Source organism: Rhizobium sp. WSM4643, from assembly GCF_025152745.1.
In the GTDB taxonomy this organism is placed as follows: domain Bacteria; phylum Pseudomonadota; class Alphaproteobacteria; order Rhizobiales; family Rhizobiaceae; genus Rhizobium; species Rhizobium leguminosarum_I.
Map to the genome: position 1 here is coordinate 359,766 of NZ_CP104043.1, position 18,292 is coordinate 378,057.

The 18,292-nt window shown below is 62.8% G+C and carries 11 protein-coding genes; 1 reads left to right on the top strand and 10 read right to left on the bottom strand.

The genetic code is table 11. From position 1 onward, the window contains the following. Positions 1 to 49 precede the first annotated feature (49 nt). The 7 genes from N1937_RS31195 to N1937_RS31225 all read right to left on the bottom strand — a co-directional run bounded on the left by N1937_RS31195 (position 50) and on the right by N1937_RS31225 (position 11,174). On the bottom strand, positions 50 to 2,455 hold the full coding sequence (locus N1937_RS31195) for a protein kinase domain-containing protein (protein WP_260060319.1): 2,406 nt from the start codon (positions 2,453 to 2,455) through the stop codon (positions 50 to 52). Between the two features lie 42 nt (positions 2,456 to 2,497). After that, positions 2,498 to 3,682: a serpin family protein gene (locus N1937_RS31200; protein ID WP_260060320.1), complete on the bottom strand. Its 1,185-nt coding sequence runs from the start codon at positions 3,680 to 3,682 to the stop codon at positions 2,498 to 2,500. 13 nt (positions 3,683 to 3,695) lie between these two features. Further along, positions 3,696 to 6,227, bottom strand: a complete 2,532-nt coding sequence (locus tag N1937_RS31205) for a trypsin-like serine protease (protein ID WP_260060321.1) — start codon at positions 6,225 to 6,227, stop codon at positions 3,696 to 3,698. Then, the gene (locus N1937_RS31210) at positions 6,224 to 7,840 is read right to left on the bottom strand and encodes a caspase family protein (protein WP_170277566.1); all 1,617 of its coding nucleotides are present in this window, start codon (positions 7,838 to 7,840) and stop codon (positions 6,224 to 6,226) included. The genes N1937_RS31205 and N1937_RS31210 overlap by 4 nt, the downstream gene beginning before the upstream one ends. A gap of 22 nt (positions 7,841 to 7,862) precedes the next feature. Further along, the gene (locus tag N1937_RS31215) at positions 7,863 to 9,815 is read right to left on the bottom strand and encodes a DUF4384 domain-containing protein (RefSeq protein ID WP_260060322.1); all 1,953 of its coding nucleotides are present in this window, start codon (positions 9,813 to 9,815) and stop codon (positions 7,863 to 7,865) included. Positions 9,816 to 10,026: 211 nt separating this feature from the next. After that, entirely contained in the window at positions 10,027 to 10,404 is a 378-nt protein-coding gene (locus N1937_RS31220; protein ID WP_162115132.1) for a hypothetical protein, read from the bottom strand. A 179-nt stretch (positions 10,405 to 10,583) separates the two neighbouring features. Continuing rightward, complete coding sequence (locus N1937_RS31225) at positions 10,584 to 11,174, bottom strand: hypothetical protein (protein WP_017968513.1); 591 nt, start codon at positions 11,172 to 11,174, stop codon at positions 10,584 to 10,586. 258 nt (positions 11,175 to 11,432) lie between these two features. On the opposite strand from N1937_RS31225, the gene N1937_RS31230 reads away from it, so the two are divergent. Further along, complete coding sequence (locus N1937_RS31230; RefSeq protein WP_260060323.1) at positions 11,433 to 13,040, top strand: hypothetical protein; 1,608 nt, start codon at positions 11,433 to 11,435, stop codon at positions 13,038 to 13,040. Positions 13,041 to 13,303: 263 nt separating this feature from the next. Here N1937_RS31230 and N1937_RS31235 read toward each other — a convergent pair whose 3' ends face one another. Genes N1937_RS31235 through N1937_RS31245 form a run of 3 tightly spaced genes read right to left on the bottom strand, consistent with a single transcriptional unit; the run spans position 13,304 to position 17,825 of the window. Next, entirely contained in the window at positions 13,304 to 14,566 is a 1,263-nt protein-coding gene (locus N1937_RS31235; RefSeq protein ID WP_260060324.1) for a methyltransferase family protein, read from the bottom strand. 17 nt (positions 14,567 to 14,583) lie between these two features. Next, the gene (locus tag N1937_RS31240) at positions 14,584 to 15,222 is read right to left on the bottom strand and encodes a tail fiber domain-containing protein (protein WP_260060325.1); all 639 of its coding nucleotides are present in this window, start codon (positions 15,220 to 15,222) and stop codon (positions 14,584 to 14,586) included. A 23-nt stretch (positions 15,223 to 15,245) separates the two neighbouring features. Beyond that, on the bottom strand, positions 15,246 to 17,825 hold the full coding sequence (locus N1937_RS31245) for a caspase family protein (RefSeq protein WP_260060326.1): 2,580 nt from the start codon (positions 17,823 to 17,825) through the stop codon (positions 15,246 to 15,248). Positions 17,826 to 18,292 lie beyond the last annotated feature (467 nt).

Genomic DNA, 18,292 nt, shown 5'->3' on the forward strand with positions numbered 1-18,292 from the left:
CAGAAACGGCGCGCAAAACTTCCCTATTCGGTCCCATTTTTCGCCGCGCTCACCGCAATTCTGCAGTAACCCGGAAGATGCCGCCGGCTGACGCGTCGGAGCAGACGACGAAGGTCGAGCCCTCCTGCGCCATGAAGGCGACGTTGCCGCCGGCTTCGCAGGGGGTGGCGCTCCACTGCAGGATGATATCGCCATTGTCGGGCAGTTTTTCCGGAGTGATCTTCGCCGCACTTGCCATCCATTCCGTCGCCGACGGCAGGTGGACGGGGTCGTTCAGCTGCTTCGACAGCCAGGCGGTATAATTCTGCGCCACGGCAAGCGGCACGTCGTCGGCCGGCTGCTGCGGATTGTCGGCATAGGCCTTTGCTGCGGCGGGGTCGGAATTGGCGGTGTAATATTCCGCCATCTCGGCACGGGTGACCGCCTTCGTCTGCATGCAGAAGGACTTGTCGATCTTCACGGCGCCATTGGCAACGCCGAGCATGCCGCCGAGCTCCTTCATCGAGGAGGTCATCAGCCGGACGTTCTCCAGTGAATAGCTTCCGGCCGGGACGGTTTCGAAGGCAAGGGTCTGCGAAACCGGGCAGAAGCCGCGTGCCGACAGCGCCTCGAGATCGGCAAGGATCGGCTGGTAGGCAACGACCGCGAGCTTATAGGCTTCCGCGGCGTAGCGGCCGTCGGCTTCGCCGATCTTCGGGGCGAGGGCCGCAAGCGTCGGATCGGCCGCACCGGCGCGGGTGGCGATCGAGGCGTTGAGATCGGCGACTTTCTGCTTCAGCGCCGTCGCCTCGTCCTTTGCCGCCATGACATCGGCGATGACGGCGTCGAACAGTTTGGCGGCGTCGCCATAGCCTGACGTTGCGGCCGGCATCTGCCATTGCTCGGCCTTGGTCTTGGCCTCGGTCATCAGCCCGCTCGCCTTTTTGACGTCGGGGCTATCGCCGGCGCCGATGCGATCGACCGTTTCGCGCTTTGCCGCGGCGTCCTTTTCGGCCGCCGCCAGCGCGGTGAGCGCCTTGGCGAGATCGTCGAATGTTGTTTTCGATGCGTCGTAGGCGTCGACCGCAGCATGCATCTGCTTGGCGGTGGCCGCGTCGGCGGCGGTCTTCATCTTGGTGTCTGCCTCGGCAAAACCTGGGGCCTTGTCGCCGCCGGCGGCTGAAGCAGCAGCTTTCGCCTTCTCGGCATTCTCCTTGGAGATGCCGATCAGCGCGTTGCCGAGATTGATGGCGGCCGTCTGGAAGCCCGGAAGCGCCTTTTCATAGTCTTCGTCCTTGAGCAGCGCATCGGCCGATGTCAGCGCCGCAGCGCCCGTGTCATAGGCGAGCTTTGCCTGATCACCGGAAGCGCGCTCCGGCGCCTTGGCGGCGATCGCCTTCTGCTTGCGGCTTTCGGCCTCCTTCTTCCATGTGCCGACGTCGGCGACAAGTTTTGGGTCCGGGCGGAGCAGCTTCGGGATGGTGACGACACCGACGCCGATGCAGATCAGGAGCAGCGCGCCGATCATCGACAGTTTGGCAAGCGTCCACTTTATCGGTTTCGGCGCCTCCTGCTGCTGTTGCATGCCGCCGCGCGGATCCCACGACATCGGCTGGATGCCGGTCGTGACGCGCGCGAATTCGCCCAGCGCATCGGCGCCCATGCGCGGTCGCTGGGCCGGGTCGCGGCTCAGCATCCTTTCGACAAGGCTTGCAAGCCCCTCGGGAAAACCCGGAACCAGCACGTCCAGGCGGGGAAAGACGTTGGAAGGGTCGAGATGGATGTTCTTCCAGCTCTGCTCGCGCTGGTGTTCGTCCTCCCAGACCATGACGCTGTCGAAGACGCTGGCATAGGTCTGCCGCGGCAGGAAAAGCTTATAGGCGATCATGCCCATGGCGTAGATGTCGAGCGCGGATGAGGCGGAGAAGCTGCCGCTCGCATAGATTTCCGGCGCGCCGAATTCCGGCACATAGGGCGGGATGATGTGCTCGCCGATCTTCGAGATCAGGTGCAGGTTGCCGATCCGGACCGACAGGCCGGAATAATCCTCCGACACATAGATGCATTGGTCCGTCAGGGCATTGTGGGCGTAACCGGCGCCGTGCAATGTCGCCAGGCCTTCGAGGATGTGGCGGCCGATCTCGACGGCGCGCTCGTAAGCCACCATCTCCGTTTCGTCGAGATATTGGTGCAGCGTTTTCGACGGCCGCTTCTCGACGATATAGAAATTGTCGTCTTCCGGCGACGGCGGAATGAGATCCTCGATTTCGACGAAGCGCCGCGCCGTCAGAGATTTGGCCTCGTTGATTGAGGTCCAGACCCGCTCGAAACGAGCCTTGTCCAGTTTCAACGCCACATCGGGCGTGACGATGAAGACCGCATGGTCCATCCGCTTGTCCTGAGCGGGATAGACGATGAATTCGTTTTCATAGATCGGTTCGCCGATCGTGTAGCGGGCGATCAGATCACTTCTCATGCACGTGTCCCCCTGCATTCATTGCATTCATGAAACCGAATTCTATTCGCCCGCCAGAAGCGGATCACCGATCAGGCCTGCGGCCAGCAGCAGGCCGGTCTTTGTGTCGCGAAGCGCGAAGGCAAAACGGGCATCGGCGACCACGCGAACAAGCTTCGGATCGATGCTGCGTTCCGTGACCACAGCCGTGGCCGCTGCCGCCTCCGTACCGTTTTCGTCAACCTTGATCATCGTCTTCTGCAGGACGCGCGACAAGCGGATGTTTTCCTTGGTGAACCCCGGGAACCCCGCATCCTTGGCCTTCTCGGGCGCCACTCCCATCGCATTGAGTACCGGCATCAAATCACGCCCGTCGTTCAGGGAAAAGCGTGGCAGGAAGATTTCGCCCCTGGCGGCCTCAAATTTTTCCCCTTGCAGCCAGGAAGCGAGCGCCTTCAGGTCCGCCCCGCCGACACCCTTGCCGGAGCGCGCCGCCACCACGACCATGCTGTAGCCCTCGCCGGCATAGGCAAGGTCGACGGCGGTGAATTTCTCGTCGGAGCGGAATTTTTGGCCATCGCCGGCAAGATGCATCATCGGTACCGAAATTGTCGAGCCATCCGGCCGCTGAAAGGGGCTTGCCGGGCTCTCCTTCTCGAACGACGTCTTCCAGCGCGCCTTGAAGGAGAGCGCGCCGAGGCTGACGAAGCCGCCGCCGGGCGGTGCGTCGAGAATTGACGGAATGGCGCCCCTGGTGGCGTCCTTGACCCAACCGTTGATGTGCTCGACCGATTTCGGTCCGTCGAGATCCTCGATCGAGGGTTTGATGTGGTGGCCGGCGAGCATCGAGAGCGCATCGGGAACAAGCACCAGCTTGTCGTCGAAGACGATCGCGACCGCCATCGCCAAAGGCGCATCCGCCGCTGCCGGCTTTTCCGGGGACATCGCCTCGAACGCCGTTTCCGGTCCCTTCACCTCGCCGCCGAAGCCGAGGCCCTTGGCGATCGAGGCCTTGGCCGCATCGGAGGCGCCGAGGCTTGCAAGGCCGAGTGCTGCGGCAAGGCTTGCCGGCGACACCATGATATTGGCAGCACCCTCCTTTGCCAGGCTGCGGTCGATCAGTTCGGCGGCAAGCCCGGTTTGCGCGGCAAGCATCGCCTTGCTGTCGCCGGAGTTGCCGGCAGGGGCGGCCGGGGCAAGCGCCATCAGGGAAGCGGCAAGACCCGCCAGCAGAGTGGATTTCGGCATGGTTCGCTCCTGTTCAGCGGACGCGATAGAATTTGGAATCGAACGACCATTTGCCTTGGGCGCCGGTTTCGTCGTCGCCGACGATCCTGAGGCTTCGGGCGAGATCGTAGACATAGTTGAAGGCGGCGCGCTGGCCGACGAGCGGCGTTGGCACATCGGGCAGGTCGAGCACTTCGATCGGCTTGTCGCTGAGGATGGCAACGACCATGCCGACGCCAGCCGGCCCCTCCACCACATATTCGAAGCCGGTATAGGGATTGCGCGCATCGGGCACGACGACCGGCCGGGCCGGATCGAGCCGGTTGTCGCCGCTTTTGGCTGATGGTTTCAGCCCCATCGAGCGCTTGTTCGGGTAAAGCTGCGTCAGCTTGCCGGAGGCGTCGATATCGACCAGGATCAAGTAACCGGACGTTTTGGTCGAGACGCGCATCGCCACCTTGTCGCCGATGCTGACCGCGGTGCCGGGCAGCACGTCGACGGCGACGCCGGCCTCATTGTCGCTCTTCAGCGTGTTTTCGACGGCGGCGACCGGCGTCTTCGCCTCCTCACCGGTGATCACATCCCGGCCGAGCGCATCCGGCTGGCCATAAAATTGCGGCACCGGCGTGAAGCGGCAATCCTCCGCATGCGTCCGGCAATATTCGTCCGATTTGCGCCGGACATAATCGAGAAGGGCGGCATTGCTGACATTCGGCTTGTCGGCGGCGCGTGCCACGCCATCCTGCACGCCTTCGATGAAGCGGCGGGTGAAGACGCCGACCGGCGGCTTGGCCTCGCGGTCGACGAGCGCCCACTGCCCTGCGTTGACTGCCGACCAGACCATCGCACTTTCGCCGCCGAAGGAGAATTTTGCTTCCTTGCCTGATTTGTTCGGCGGTTCGAGCGCTGCCAGCGCCGGGCCGAGGCAACGCACGGTGCCGGAGGGTGCGGCCACAGCGCTGCGGCTGCCGGGCCCGACATGGCAGGCATCGATCAGCAGCGTCACACGGCGGTCCTTGAGGCTGTTCAGCCGTGCGGCGATCTCGGTTTCGCGAATCTGGTTGGTGACCGTCACCTTGCCGCCCTCGCGCACCAGCTTGGCATCGACTGCAACCAGCGTCGGGCTCGTCGTTTCATCGGCGCCCATTTCTTCCGAGCCCTGGCCGCTGAAATAGAGGAAGACACGGCTTCCGGGTGTCGACTGGCGCACCAGCCAGTCGTCGATCTCGGCCAGGATCGCTTCGCGGGTCGCCTTGCGGTTGGTCAGCGTATGAATCTGCTCCGGGCGATAGGCGAGCGTCTTGACGAGGAAGACCTGCATCGCCTTCACATCGGTCGCGGAGCCGGTCAGTTTGGCCTCGCGCATCTCGTACTCGTCGATGCCGATCAGCAGTGCGCGATCGCCGGGCGAGCTTTCGATCACCGGCATCTGGGCGACCGGCGGCTGCACGGCGGGTTCGTCGGTGACGGGCTTGTCAGCCGGCAAGGTATCGCTGGCGGGCGTGTCGGCAGCAGGCGTTTCGGTCGTCGCGGCTGGCGCGGTATCGCCAGCCGGCGGAGTGGTGATGGCGAGATTGGCTTCTTCCTGTCCGGACTGCCTCTGCTGCGTGCCGCCACTGGTCGTGGTGGACGCGACCTGATCGTCGGCAGCGGGCCCTTCAACGTCAGGCACGTCGCCGTCGGTCTTTGCGGCGATCCAGTCGCGGAAGGCGGCCACACGGGTATAGACGCCGTAATGCTCGGCCTCGGCGCAGCCGGCGCCCCAGCTGACGATGCCGAGCTGGATCCAGCGCTTGTCGGGACGCTGGGCGACGAGCGGCCCGCCGCTGTCGCCCTGGCAGGCATCCTTGCCGCCTTCGGCGTAACCGGCGCAGACATTGCGCTCATCGATCGGGTTCATCCGCATCGAGCTGTCGCGATAGGCGGCGCGGCAGTCCTCGCGCGGGACGATCGGCAGTTCCACTTCCTGCAGCTCGGTCGGCAGATATTTGTCGTCCCAGCCGTGATCGGCCTTGGTGTAACCCCAGCCGGTGACGACGGCCGGGTGGCCGGCGGCCTCCACCTCGTCGTCCGAGGCCGAGGCAAGGATCGCCGGCTTCGATTTGGCGGGCTCGCTCAGCTTGATCAGGGCGATGTCATTGGCGAAGACCTTGCGGTCGAAATCTTCGTGAATGATCACGTCTTCCACGGCAAGCCCCGGCTTGTCCGGCCCGTCGACCGCGATCACCTTGTCGATCTTCGACTTGCCCTCGACGATCAGCAGGTCGCGGGCGAAGAGATCCTGCTTGCCGGAGCGGCCGCTGGTGACGCAATGGGCGGCCGTCAATATCCACCGCGGTGCGATCAGCGAACCGCCGCAATGGCCGCCGAAGCGGCCGCGCTGTTCGGGATCGGGCGCCAGGATCTTCACCTGCCAGGGCCATTCGCCCTTCTTGGCCGCCTGGCCGCCGATGACACGTCCGCCATCCTCGCCGGCAAAATCGGTGTCCTGCTGCGCCAGCACGGGAGTAGCCAGAAGCAGCATGACCGACGCAATAGTGAGGACCCTGCTGATCGACGTGCTCATAGCTTGGCTCCGGCGGAGGTATAGAGGACCGTAAATCCGACACGTGCGCCCTCGGGCAGGAATTCGCCGAGGCGTTTGGCGATATTGCCGGCGGTGCGACGCCTGTCGTTCTGCTTCAGGAATTCCACAAGTTCGGGCATCGGGGTTTCAGAGGTGACGGCGACGAGCAGGTCCGTGCCGAAAGGTGCGACGACGGAAAGATCGAGATCGAAGGTCTGAGACATCGCAGCATCGACCTCCTTCTCATTGGGATAGAGGAACTGCACGGTTCCATCGCCGGTGACGTCGAAGAGCACGAGCTTGCGGCCTGATAAATCCGAAACTGTGACGCCGACCCGCTCGCCTTCACGATGGAGGGTGTCGGAAGGCGTCACGCGTACGGTCTGCGGGTTTGTCTCGGACAGCCGCTTGAGGGTATCGAGCGCGGCCATCCGGTCGACGACGAAGGGCATGTCGCCGGCGCCGATGGCGGAGGCGACGACATCGCCGCCGGCGATCGCCTCGCGTTTTTCGGGATCGAAGACGAGTTCGGCATTAGCACCCTGCGTTAGCTTGAACGGCGTGACGGCTGATGCAATCCCCTGCAGCACCGGCTCGGAGCCGAGGGCGGCAACGCTGATCGGTGCGGGCTCGGCGGGCAGCGGAGCGTTTGGTTTCTCCGTCGCCGCCTGCGCCCCCGCCCCTTGGTAATTATAGACGACGGCACGATCGAGATCGGTTCCGGGCGGACTTTCGGTAAAGATGTTCTGCCGCTGATCGGTGAACTGGTAAACCGCCTGGCGCACATATTCGAAGAGCTCGCGGCGGCTGACGGCGCCGTCGCCGTTGCGGTCGGCCGCCCCTTCGAAAGCGCGAGCGGTGGCATAGCTCAGCGCGCCGCGTTTTTGCGGAATGCCTGGAATTGATATCTCGGGCGACTTGGTGTTCTCGTCGACGGCGGCTAGAAAGGTCAACCGCTTGAAATCGAAGACGGTGGACAGCGCATCCGCCGTCGTCGAAATCGGCGCGAGGTCGTCCTCCTCGATCGTATAGGACGGCGCTTGACGCCATGTGATCTCGGCGCCGCGCGGATCGACGTCGCGGGTCATGCCGCCGGCATGGCAGGTATCGGCGATGAAGACGACATCGGCGCCCTTGGTCTCCAGATTGCGGATCAGCGCCTTGAATTCGTCGCCGAAGATGCGTTCCCGTGATCCGGGAAGACGGGTGTCGAAGCCGGCGAGCACATAGACCTCGTCGCGGCCGCTCGGTTTCGAGCCCTTGACGCGCTCCGGCTCACTCGACCCGTGGCCGGCGATGCCGAGTACGACGAGGTCACCGGGCCCTGCCCGTTCCGTGACGGCCTCGATCGCGTGGAAGATGCCCTCGCGGTCGGCCGCACCATTCTTCAGCAGCGTCATATCTTCGACGCCGACCGAGCGCAGCGAAAGGGAAAGGTCTTCGGCATCGGCGACAGCGCCATGCAACGGCGGAACGTTGCGGTAGAGGTCGATGCCGATCAGCACGGCCCTGACCGCGCCGCGCTCCGGCGCTTCGATCACCCTTGCCAGGCTATCGGTGGCCGCCATGGTGAGGAGGGCAAGTGCTGCGGCCATGGAAACGGATGCGGACATGGCCAAACTCCCCTCGCCCCAGCTATTCGCGGCGCCATTCGACGCGGCGGTTCAGCGCATCGACGTCGTCTTCGGTGAGGTTTGCGGTTGCGGTCACGTCCACCGGCTCGGAGGCTCCGCGGCCCTCGGCGTCGATCGTCGCGTCGATGCCTTTGCTCTTCAGGAAGTCGGCGACGGCCTGGGCGCGGCGTTCGGAAAGTTTCTGATTGTAGTCGTCACCGCCGCGATGGTCGGTATGGCCGATAAGGATGACGCGTCCGGGCTTCTGCTCCTTCAGCGCCTCCAGCAATTCCTCAGCGGCTTCGGTGCCGATCGAGGTGAAGCTCGACTTGTTGAAATCGAAGGTGATCGGAACCGGAATGGAGACCGGCACGATGCCGCGCACATTCTCGGAATAGATGCCGCCGAGCACGCCGCTGCGGTGATCCTTCTCGGCCGGCACGAAGCTGCCTTCAGGATGGTCGCTGGTCGGGTTGGCGGCAAGGATGCGGGCCTGGGCGGCGCGCTGGATGAGATCGGAGATCGTCTCGGCCGGCGGCGCCTTCGGCGTGCGGGTCTCGTTCTTGATGATCTCGATCGCCTGCTGGTAGTCGGCGGCGGCATCGGCAAAGCGGCGGGCGGAGAAATAGATCTCGCCGAGCGTGGCGGAGGCCTGCCAGAGCACCTGCGGACTGTCGGCGGCGACAAGCAGCGGCTCGTAATCGGCGACCGGCTGGTTGGCGGCCATCATCTCCTGGGCAGCGGAAAGCCTGAGCGCTGCGACGCGGCGCTGGGCATTCACCTGGAACTGCCCGCAGTCGGCACTGACGGCGATCGTGTCGGCTTCAGCGGCGGCAGCCGTGATATCCTTGGCGGCAACGGCCGTGTTCAGCTTGTCGAGAAGGGCGGTGCAAACGGGCGTATCGGCGTTTGCCATCTCGACCTCCTCGCCGGCTTGGCCAGGTTCGGCCGAACGGCCAAGGTTCAGCTGCGGCATCTTGATACTGAAACCGCCGGGCAGCTTGAATTGCGGCATCTTGATCTGCGGCATCGGCAGTTTGGGCATCTTCGTCTGGGACGTCTGGGTTGGCTGCTTATACTGCGTGGTCGGCTGTTTATATTCGGTCGGGTTGGTGGATGAGGTGGTGCCGGCCGGACCGATCAGTTGCAGTTCGTCGGCGGCAAGCTCCTGGCCGGGCGCCAGATTGGTGACGATCTTGTATTTCTTCGGCGGCTGTTGTGTTGCCTGCTCGACAGGCTTCGGCGTGAGCTTTTTCGGGGTAACGGGCTTCGGCTTTTCCACCACCGTTTCCGGCTTCTTGGCGACTTCCTGTGTCGTCACCGGCTTCGGAGCGGCTGCGGGTTTCGGCGCAACGGGCGGCTTGGCAGCCTGCTCGACCGGTGCGGGTTTCGCGGCAGGGGCGGCTGCGACGGGCGGCACCGCGGGCAAGCTGTCGACCGTCGTCAGCGTCAGCGTCTTGCTGCTGATCTTGGTGCCGAGGCTGCGGGCCTCTTCGAGACTACGGGAGACGGCTTCCATGCCGCCGTCGACGGAGCGGAACATGCCGGCGCCGCTGCCGCCGAGATCGGCAAAGATCGTCAGCGGCTTGGAGGAATAGAAGACTTTGATCTGCTCCTGGCCGACCGGGCCGGAAACCTGCAGGCGGGCGCCGCTTGCGGGATCTGGCACCTGCACGCGCTTGCCGGCGCCGACAAGGGCGTCGGTCTGGTACTTGTTCGGGAAAAGCTTCACCACAGAACCGTTCGGAGAGACATTCAGCACCGTGACATAGGCGTTCTCGGTCGACTGAATGAAGAGGCCGACAACTTCGCCGACGGCGTATTTGGCTTCAGCGCGATCGAAGGTGATGCTGACAGGCCCGCTTTGTGCGGGCGCTTCTGTCAATGTGCGTTCGTTCTGCGCCTCGACGGCGGGAACCACCGAAAAGAACGAAAGAAAGGTGGCTGCGGCTAGGATGGCTTTGCGGTTCGGCATTGGAAAACCTCCTCTTCGAACAATCTCACACTGTGTTGAAGATGAGAATAGCACTGACCGGCGAAATTGGGATGGCTTTGCCTGTCTTGCTTGAGGGAGGGTTACAAATTATTTGGAGCCTGCAAGAAGCCGCCAAGGCAAAGACGTGAGCAAGACTCACGCCGGGCAATATCCGGCGCGTTTTATAGTCCGCTCGACTGCAAGGTCGCGGTTAGTTCTTGGGTTTCTGCCCGGCTGATTTCAAAATCGAGATCAGGTCGCTCATTCCCTCGGGCGAGGAATTGTAGAGCCAGAGAATATCCGGATTGTCGACCGTGAATTCCTTGCCGGGGCCTGAACCCATGTCCCGGCCGGGCGAGTTCGCGTCGGGCAGCTTGTCCTCGCCGGGTGCCAGCCCCTTGGCGGTTTCGTGTTTGGCGATGATCGCCGTCGCCGCAGCAAAGGCCTTTTCGTCATGTTGGCGCAGCGCTGCCAGCGACGGGTTTCTCGCCGCAAGCGCGTCTTCGGCCGGGCCGGAATAGGCAAGCTGGGGGATCTGCAGCGCCAGCAGAAGGCCGATCGACAAGGTTATGAGCCAGGATTTCGTCATCGTCGTCAAATCCGTTATCAACCTGATGCGCCGCAATAGGGCAAGCAGCACGACAATAGGGAGAGGCCGGAAGGATGGCAACGGTGCTCAGTGCCAATCGATTTGGAGGGTTGAAATCGACTGGCAGCTGCGCTTTCGCTCCGTGTTTTATGCAATGTCGTTAACCCGGGCGACATGCATCAGAGGATCTTCAATTGCTGCAGGTTAAGGCGCAGGTCGCGTAGCATCTCGCCGAAGATCTCCTCGATCATGCCCGTCGACCAGACGACCATGGTACCGTAGGGCGAGCGCTTGCGCTGCATGAAGCCCGCCGTCTCGAAATCGATCAGCGTCTTGCGGCAGGTCTCGCTCGACATCACCGCGACCAGGAAACGGGCGAGGTTGGACTGGTCGATCGCGCCGGCTTTCTCCGCCCAGTTCTGGATCAGCCGCGGCTTGGTGTCGGCGGTGAACATCGAGGCGAGCGCCCGATCCTGCGAGAGCCCCAGGCGCTGCAGCTTGGCCGGATCGCGGGTCAGCGAAACCACGTAATCATTGTGCAGATCGGCGAAGCGTTCGATATCTTCGGCAGTGCTGATGCCGAAGACCTTCATCGAATAGAGGAACTCGGCCATCAGATAGGTCGGCTCCGAGCGCAGCTGCACCAGATGCTTGTCATCCTTGCTGGCCGAGGCCGCGCAGACGCGATCGGAGAAGTTGATCCTTGCCGCGCGAACCTGCTCCAGCAAGCTTATATCGAGCGCCAGTTCGTCACCGTTCCATTCCAGCATAAGCACTCCCTGCCGACAAATCTTCGAGACGATGTTCTTGTACTATCGCCGGCGGAGATCTCCAAATCGTTTGGAAAGCAATAGCTTGCTGACGAGGCACAACTATCCTACCATTTTAAAGACTTGACGGTCACAGAGCATGATGCCGAAAAGTGTGAGCGGTTTTCGGACGACATCATGCTCTTGCTTTAATTGAGAACAGGATTCAGATTTTAGGCCGGATCGGCCTAAAATCATCCTGTTCTGGGGGTCGAGGCAATGCGTGGTTTTGGGTCGCATATTTTGTTTGCCGCGGCACTTGCGGTCGCCTCGCCGGTTTTCGCCAAAGACACTGTGATGATCGAGCTTCGTGGCGGCGACGGCGCTCGTTCGGTCGGCATCATCTCTTCCAACGAGGAAGTCGAGGCATCCGGGCCGGCGGCGATCACCATCGGTGACGACGGCACCATCTACATCCTCGACCAGAACAATGGCCGCGTGCTCGCCATCGATGCCGAACGCTCGCAGGCAGAGCCTGAGATCCTGCCGCTGCCGGAAAATGCTGCGCCCGAGGATCTCGCCGTCGTCCACAACGAACTCTACCTCTGGTCGGACGGCGTCGTGCCGCTCGAGCGCTCCACCGATGCCGACGGCCGGTCGCAGACGCTGCGCGCCGTCGACGGCGGCGATGCCGACGACTACACCCGCTCGGTCTTCGCCTCGATGGGCTCGATATCGCCGGGTCCACTGAACAGCATCATCGACGAGATCGGCCGCAGCACCAGCCGGCCCGAGGCCCGCCCGCCGGTCATTCAGTATGTGCCGAGCCGCGGGCTCGGCGATATCGTTGCCGAGGTCTCGGCTGTTGCAAACGACAAGGCGGAAATCCTGCTGCGGCGCAGCAGCTCGGAGGAGAACTTTCTCTCGCTGCAGCTCGCCTCGGAAGGCCGCATCGGCACCGTCGAACTTCTCGACATCGACACGACAGGCAGGCCCTATGCGCTGGTCGAGCTCGTACCCGCCGACCGGCCCGAGCGCACCGGCATGCTGGTGGTGCGCTTCACGCCGAATGGGGCGATGGACCGGGTCTACGACCTGCCGATCGACCCGGGGACGGTATTCTCCCGGCGCTTCGTGGCGATCGGCCCGCGCGGCGACGTGCTCTATTTGAGATCGCAGGAAAGCCGGGCGCAGGTGCTGCGGCTCGACGGCCGGGAACCCGGCCGCAAGCTTGCCGCCGCCCTGCCCGCAAAACAATTGGATGCCGGTAAGCCCGGCAAGACGCCGAAGGTGGCGATCGTGCCGAAATCGCGCAGCGACGTCATCGAGCGGGCCATCGGCTTCGAGACGCTGAACTGGATGGTGACGCCGACTGCCTACGGCGGGGATCCGGGGCCTGGCTGCGTCAACATGAACCGGCTGCGCCGTCCGATCTACCTGATCGGCAAGCGCGGGCAGACGGTCAAGGGTGTTCCCTATTGCTGGGGCTGCAAGACGCCGCTCGAGAATTTCATCGGCGGCGTCGAAAAGGGCCAGACCGCCGGCAATGTCTGCACCAAGAGCGCGCCGCAATCCAACATCCTCGGCGTCGACTGCTCCGGCTTCGTCAGCGACGCCTGGGGCCTGAAGATGCATGTCTCGACGCGCGCAATCCCCGGGATCACCAGGCGCCTCTCCGATCCCTGGTCGATGCGGCCGGGCGACGCGCTGAACAAGCCAGGCTCGCATGTGCTGTTGTTCATGCGCTTCACCGACGACCGCAAGGTGGAAGTGATGGAGGCCTCGCCGAATGCCTGCAAGGGCCGCGTCTGCCGCAATACCTATTCGCTCGGCAGCCTGTTGATGCGCGGCTACCAGCCGGTGCGTTTTAAGGGGCTGGATGGTTGAAGGGCGGGAGGATCGCCGGCTGCCCCTCATCCGCCTGCCGGCACCTTCTCCCCGTAAACGGGGCGAAGGGGACACGCCGCAACCTCTCCGTCCCCACAGGCCTCTCGTATGGCACGTCCCCTCTCCCCGTTTTACGGGGAGAGGGCTAGGGTGAGGGGCAGCCATTGGAGCCAACCGGGCAGGCGTGGCTCAAGGCCCGGATGACGGAGATTGGGGATGCGTTTCCGTCAAGCTCGCCTGGCCTGCGTCCTCCACGCGTCTTTTCAGACGCGCGGCGCGGTCGGCGCCAACCGCCGCTTCGCCATTGCCAAAAGCCCATGTGCCGCGACGCTCTCGGCATAGTCCCGATAGGCGGGATCCCGGCTCAGCATGCGTTCTTCGGCGCGGGCGCGCATGACGTAGATAAGACTGACGATCGCCAGCATCCCTGCCCGGGCAAGCCCTTCCGCAAGGCCGCTGGCGATGAAGCTGGGAGCCGCAAACAGCCACCAGGCAATGTTCTTCGAGACATAGGCCGGATGTTTGATGAAGCGGTAGGGGCCTGACGTGATGATGCCGCGATGGGTGAGGTTGGAAAATCGCGGCCCGAAGGCAACGGTCGCCCAGACATAGATCACGGTGCAGAACAGCGTTGCGACGCTCCAGAGGATGAAGACGGCCGACCCTTCCCGGATCACCGTCTCCCAGCCCGGCCCGTCGCCATAGGGTACGAAGGCATGCGAGATCGCAGGGAAGAACGGCTCATAACAAATGAGGCAGACGAGCCAGCCGAGTGCTGTTGTCTCCGTTGCCCTGACATGCCAGCCGAAAAGCTTGAAGGTGGCGATATAACCGCCGGCGGCAAGCACGGTGTCGAGAAGAAAGGCAAGCCGCAACAGGCCCTCGAACCAGGCGGCCGAGAGCGGAGGAAATGCCCAGGCCGGTTTGTCGGCAAGATCGGAAAGTGCCGCCATGCCGCCCGAGAACATCAACACGAGAAAGAAGCATTTGATTGCGAGCAGGCGCAATGCGAACAGCACGTCCTCCTCGCGAAAATCCTGCATCAGCACAACGCGCCCAACCTGATTGAGATAATCGTCGGGCTCTTCGGCGACCAGATCGGTGACCACAACGTAGAGAATGGTGGCGCCGGCAAGCGCGATGAAGATCGGGATGGTCGTGTGGCCGGCCTCGATAATCCACCGGACCGCCGAGGACTGCGTAAAAAACGGAAAGACCGAGCAGGCGATGACGACTACGCCAAAAAGCGCGGCGAGGCCGACAAGTTTTGTCCCGACACGCCGCCAGAAGATGGCGGGAGCCTCGTCTCTTCTCCTTCGCGATGCCCAGGTCGAACGAGCAGTGAGCGCGCGGTCGACGACGATCCACGCGAGGAGAAGGCAGAACACCGCAAGCGCCATTGCCTTGCCGGGCTCAAGCCGCAGATAGGTCGGGAGCGCAACGCCGACGAGAACGCCAACAAGGGTCGCAGCCTGACTGACGAGAGCGCTCCCGGTCACGGTATCCCTGTCCTGCGGTATCGGCACGCGCTCGGCCTTCTCGATTACGCTGCCGGCTGGACGCAGCCCCGAGAACGTACCCGTGCCGCCCGCGTCGCAAGCGCCATCGCAGCTTCAGCCATCAGGCAAGACGCATCCTCAGGCAGCGAGATCATCGCAATATCGAGCTTGGCGTAATCGACCATGTAGTAGCCCGATGCGGTTTTAATCACTGCCTCGGGCCTGATCGCCAACAGATCCTGCGCCATCGTACCAACGAACATCGGGCCGCCCCAGATGTAGCGGAAGGCATAGACCGGGATGCCCTGAGCCGAGGTGCCGAGCCGACGGATATCGGTCTTCAAGCGGCGATCGGACCAGCCCCCGCTGGAGCTGGATGAACTGCTGGAGCTGGATGAACTGCTCGAATCAGAAGAACCGCTAGAGCCAGAGCCGCCGCCCATGCCGCCGCCAGAGTTGGAATTCCCACCGGAACTATTCTCGGAACGGGCGAAAGCCGGTTGATTGCTCGTTGCGGCGACTCTTTTGACGGTGGGCGTGGTTTTCCTGGCAGGCGTGGCCGGCTCTTCAGTGGAGAACAGTGTCCTGGCACCTGGGTCGAAGATGCAGCTCTGCAGGATTGCGCCTGAGCCTGCGATGAATGTCGAGCACAAGAGAATACGGATGATGAGCTTGCTGTTCATGTAGGGCGCCCCCAGACCGCCGTTTAGAAGAGATCGTACCTCGGATTTCGCTTTACCCATGTCGCCTTGGCAAGTTGAACGAGCCTGTCGTCGAGCGACTTGGTCTTCGGAAGCGCCTTTTGCTCCTGAGTGGTCAACTCGATAACGAAGGTTTTTTCCGCTATCTTCTTTGCAGCACTAGGCAAGGTCTTGAGTGCCGCCTTTGCCTGGTTCTTCGGATCGCCGCTGCCCGGCATGTTGATGGCGGTCGCCAGCGCGAAATAACGTGCCGCCGTTGCAAGGCTGTCAGCGTCCGAGCCTTCTTCCTTCGCCAGCACGGCGCGGTCGAGCGCACCCCAATAGTCGCCGCGTTCCGCGCCCATCTCCAGCCACTTCACCGCTTCGGCCTTATCCGCGGCAACGCCGATACCGTCGCGGTACATGCGCCCGAGATTGGTCGGGGCATAGGGCTGACCGCCCTCTGCCGCCCGGGTGAAAAGGTCGAGCGCTTTCGGGAGATCCTGCGGAGCACCTTTTCCGAAACGGTAGACGAGTGCAAGATTGTTCAGCGAATAGATGTCGTTGCGCTGGACACCGGCTTCGTAGAAGCGGATAGCGCGCTCCGGGTCGGCCGGAACGTTGATGCCGTTCAGGAAGATGTAGCCGAGTTCGTTCATTGCGTAGGTATGACCGAGATCGGCCGCCTGCAGCATCAAGCGCAACCCCAGCTGCTGATCGCCCTTGGTGCCGCGACCGTAGTAGAGGGCCTTGCCGTAGCTGTGCAGGGCAAAGGGATCGCCCTTGGCCGCGCCACCCTTGGCGATCTCGCTTGCCTTGGCGGCGTCACGCGGAACGGAGGCGCCGAACTCGTAAAGGCTCGACAGTTCATAGATCGCCCGGACATGCCCGGCATCCATCGCCTTCTTGATCGTCGTGAAAGCCGTTTTCGCGTCACGGTTGGCAAGCTGGGCGCGGCCGAGCTGATAGACGAAACGCGCCACCTCAGGATAGGCCTTCACCGCGTCCGTGCAGGCCGGCAGCGCTATGTCCGGTTCGATCTCGTTCGGCAGCTTGCCTGCTGTCACGCCCTGCAGGTCGAGGGGGGATGCGGCTGCTGTGTCGCAGGGGTCAAGCGCCGGCTTGAAGGTGACGGTCGCCGGCGGCAGATCCTCATTGGCGGCTTGCAGCGTCAGAGCGTAAGGCTGGTTTTCGGTGCCGATCTGCGGTTCGTAAGAGAGCAATGGAATATCCGCGGACTCCAACACGTGACCCAGCCCGATCACTCGGTCTCCGGCGCGCAGCGTGCCCTTGTCGGGCAGGGCGGCGACCTTGAAGGTCATCTCCGCTGCCGATGCCGGTACTTCAGGCAGGCCGGCCTTTACGGGGCCGACCCCGATCGTCGTGCTCACGTCACGCGGCAACGTCTTCAGATAGGCGTCGGCATCGGCCAGCCGCACCTGCTTTTCCTGCTCGAGTTGGGCGAGCTTTGCGCCGGCATCCGCCGAGACGGTGATCGCGACGACACCCTGCGTCGCCTGGCCATAGGGGTCGCTGACGGTATAGCCGATGAGGCCGACGGTTCCGGCGGCAACACCTGATGAATCATAGCTCAGTGCCGTCAGTGCCGCGGCAGGCATCTTCGCGCCCTGCTCGATCGGCTTGCCGTCGAAGCTGAGCTTGCCGGTTTTGGGAAGCTGATTGAGAGTGACGAGCAGCGCCGAGCCGGTCTCGTCATGCGGCGGGGCGATCGGCAATTTGGTCGTGGCCGCACCCTCCGGCACGCTCACCTGCTGCATCGATTCGACGCTCGGCGGCGGCGGCGCCGGAATGAAATAGAAACTGTCCATCAGCGAGGAATTTTCCCAGGGGACCTGCTTGCCGTTAGTCATGGCGATGACATCACGGCGCACATCGGTCAGGACCTGGCGGATTTCCTTGTTGGGTTCGCTCGCCCGCTTGATGAAGGATTCGGAATAGGGGCTCAGCGCCCCGGTGCCATCGAGCGCCACCTGGCCGGGTTCTGTGGAAAAGGCGATCAGACTGCCGAGATCGCTATCGATGCGCGCAAGTCCGCGTGTGGCGCCGACCGGTTCCAGTTTTTCCGCCATCCAGAATTTCTGGGCGTTGAAGGGATTGTTGCGGCAGGCGTCGAGGAATATCAGTTGCACCCGCGAATTCTGCTTGAGATGGTTCAGAATGAGGTCGAGCGGCATCGTCTGCGTCTCGACGTCATAGGGCGTCTCCAGTGTCGCATCGACTGGTACAAGGAAATTCTGACCGCCCACCTGGATGCCGTGGCCCGAATAATAGATCAGGCCGGCCTCGGCATTGCTGGTCGAACGCAGGAAACGGCGCACCGTATCCTCGAGCCCGATGCGGTCGACATTGACGCCGATCGTCACGTCGAATCCGGCCGCACGCAACGTGCTGGCGACCTCTTCGACGTCATTGGCAGGATTGGGAAGCGAGGGCAGCGTCTTATAGACCGAGTTGCCGATGACCAGGGCGACGCGGCGGCCGCTCTCTTCTTTGATGGCGGCAAATGCCGTGCCGATCGACAGCAGCATTGCTGCGATGATCAGCAGATAAGCGCACAGTCTCTTGACGTGGTGAAACTTGGGCATGGCTCGATCGCAAACATTCTATTGTCTAGCTTCAATAAAATTTGCTGGCCTGCTGGTGCTTGGCCCCCTCCGCATTCACAGTTCAAAACTATTCCTCGGCGCCCTAAAAAGCAAGCCGCGCCGCCTCCAAGAGAATTGGAGCAGTTCTTGCAGATTGGAAGCCTGTCTCTGGCGGGAAAGACTATGGAAATCAGAGAACAAACATGCGGATGAGGGCAGATACGTCAATTCTGATGACGTTTTCTTGGAACCTCTTGTCTGTCAGCTTGGTGCATTCCGGCGACAGTAGTCTGCAGAGACCTTTGTTTCCGAATATCTTTATCGCAAAACAGCTGCACATTTTAGCGAGGCATGCTTTAGCAAAGAGGATGCTGAAACACTTTCAATCCTCGCATCGTGCTCCCGTCATGAGGGAGTTTCCATCCTCGGCTAGCCCGATGTATCATGGTGGTGTTGAATTCGTGGGC

Excerpts from the sequence above, each read along its gene's own strand:
- N1937_RS31195 (WP_260060319.1), bottom strand. The coding sequence starts at position 2,455 with ATGAGAAGTGATCTGATCGCCCGCTACACGATCGGCGAACCGATCTAT.
- N1937_RS31200 (WP_260060320.1), bottom strand. The coding sequence starts at position 3,682 with ATGCCGAAATCCACTCTGCTGGCGGGTCTTGCCGCTTCCCTGATGGCG.
- N1937_RS31205 (WP_260060321.1), bottom strand. The coding sequence starts at position 6,227 with ATGAGCACGTCGATCAGCAGGGTCCTCACTATTGCGTCGGTCATGCTG.
- N1937_RS31210 (WP_170277566.1), bottom strand. The coding sequence starts at position 7,840 with ATGTCCGCATCCGTTTCCATGGCCGCAGCACTTGCCCTCCTCACCATG.
- N1937_RS31215 (WP_260060322.1), bottom strand. The coding sequence starts at position 9,815 with ATGCCGAACCGCAAAGCCATCCTAGCCGCAGCCACCTTTCTTTCGTTC.
- N1937_RS31220 (WP_162115132.1), bottom strand. The coding sequence starts at position 10,404 with ATGACGAAATCCTGGCTCATAACCTTGTCGATCGGCCTTCTGCTGGCG.
- N1937_RS31225 (WP_017968513.1), bottom strand. The coding sequence starts at position 11,174 with ATGCTGGAATGGAACGGTGACGAACTGGCGCTCGATATAAGCTTGCTG.
- N1937_RS31230 (WP_260060323.1), top strand. The coding sequence starts at position 11,433 with ATGCGTGGTTTTGGGTCGCATATTTTGTTTGCCGCGGCACTTGCGGTC.
- N1937_RS31240 (WP_260060325.1), bottom strand. The coding sequence starts at position 15,222 with ATGAACAGCAAGCTCATCATCCGTATTCTCTTGTGCTCGACATTCATC.
- N1937_RS31245 (WP_260060326.1), bottom strand. The coding sequence starts at position 17,825 with ATGCCCAAGTTTCACCACGTCAAGAGACTGTGCGCTTATCTGCTGATC.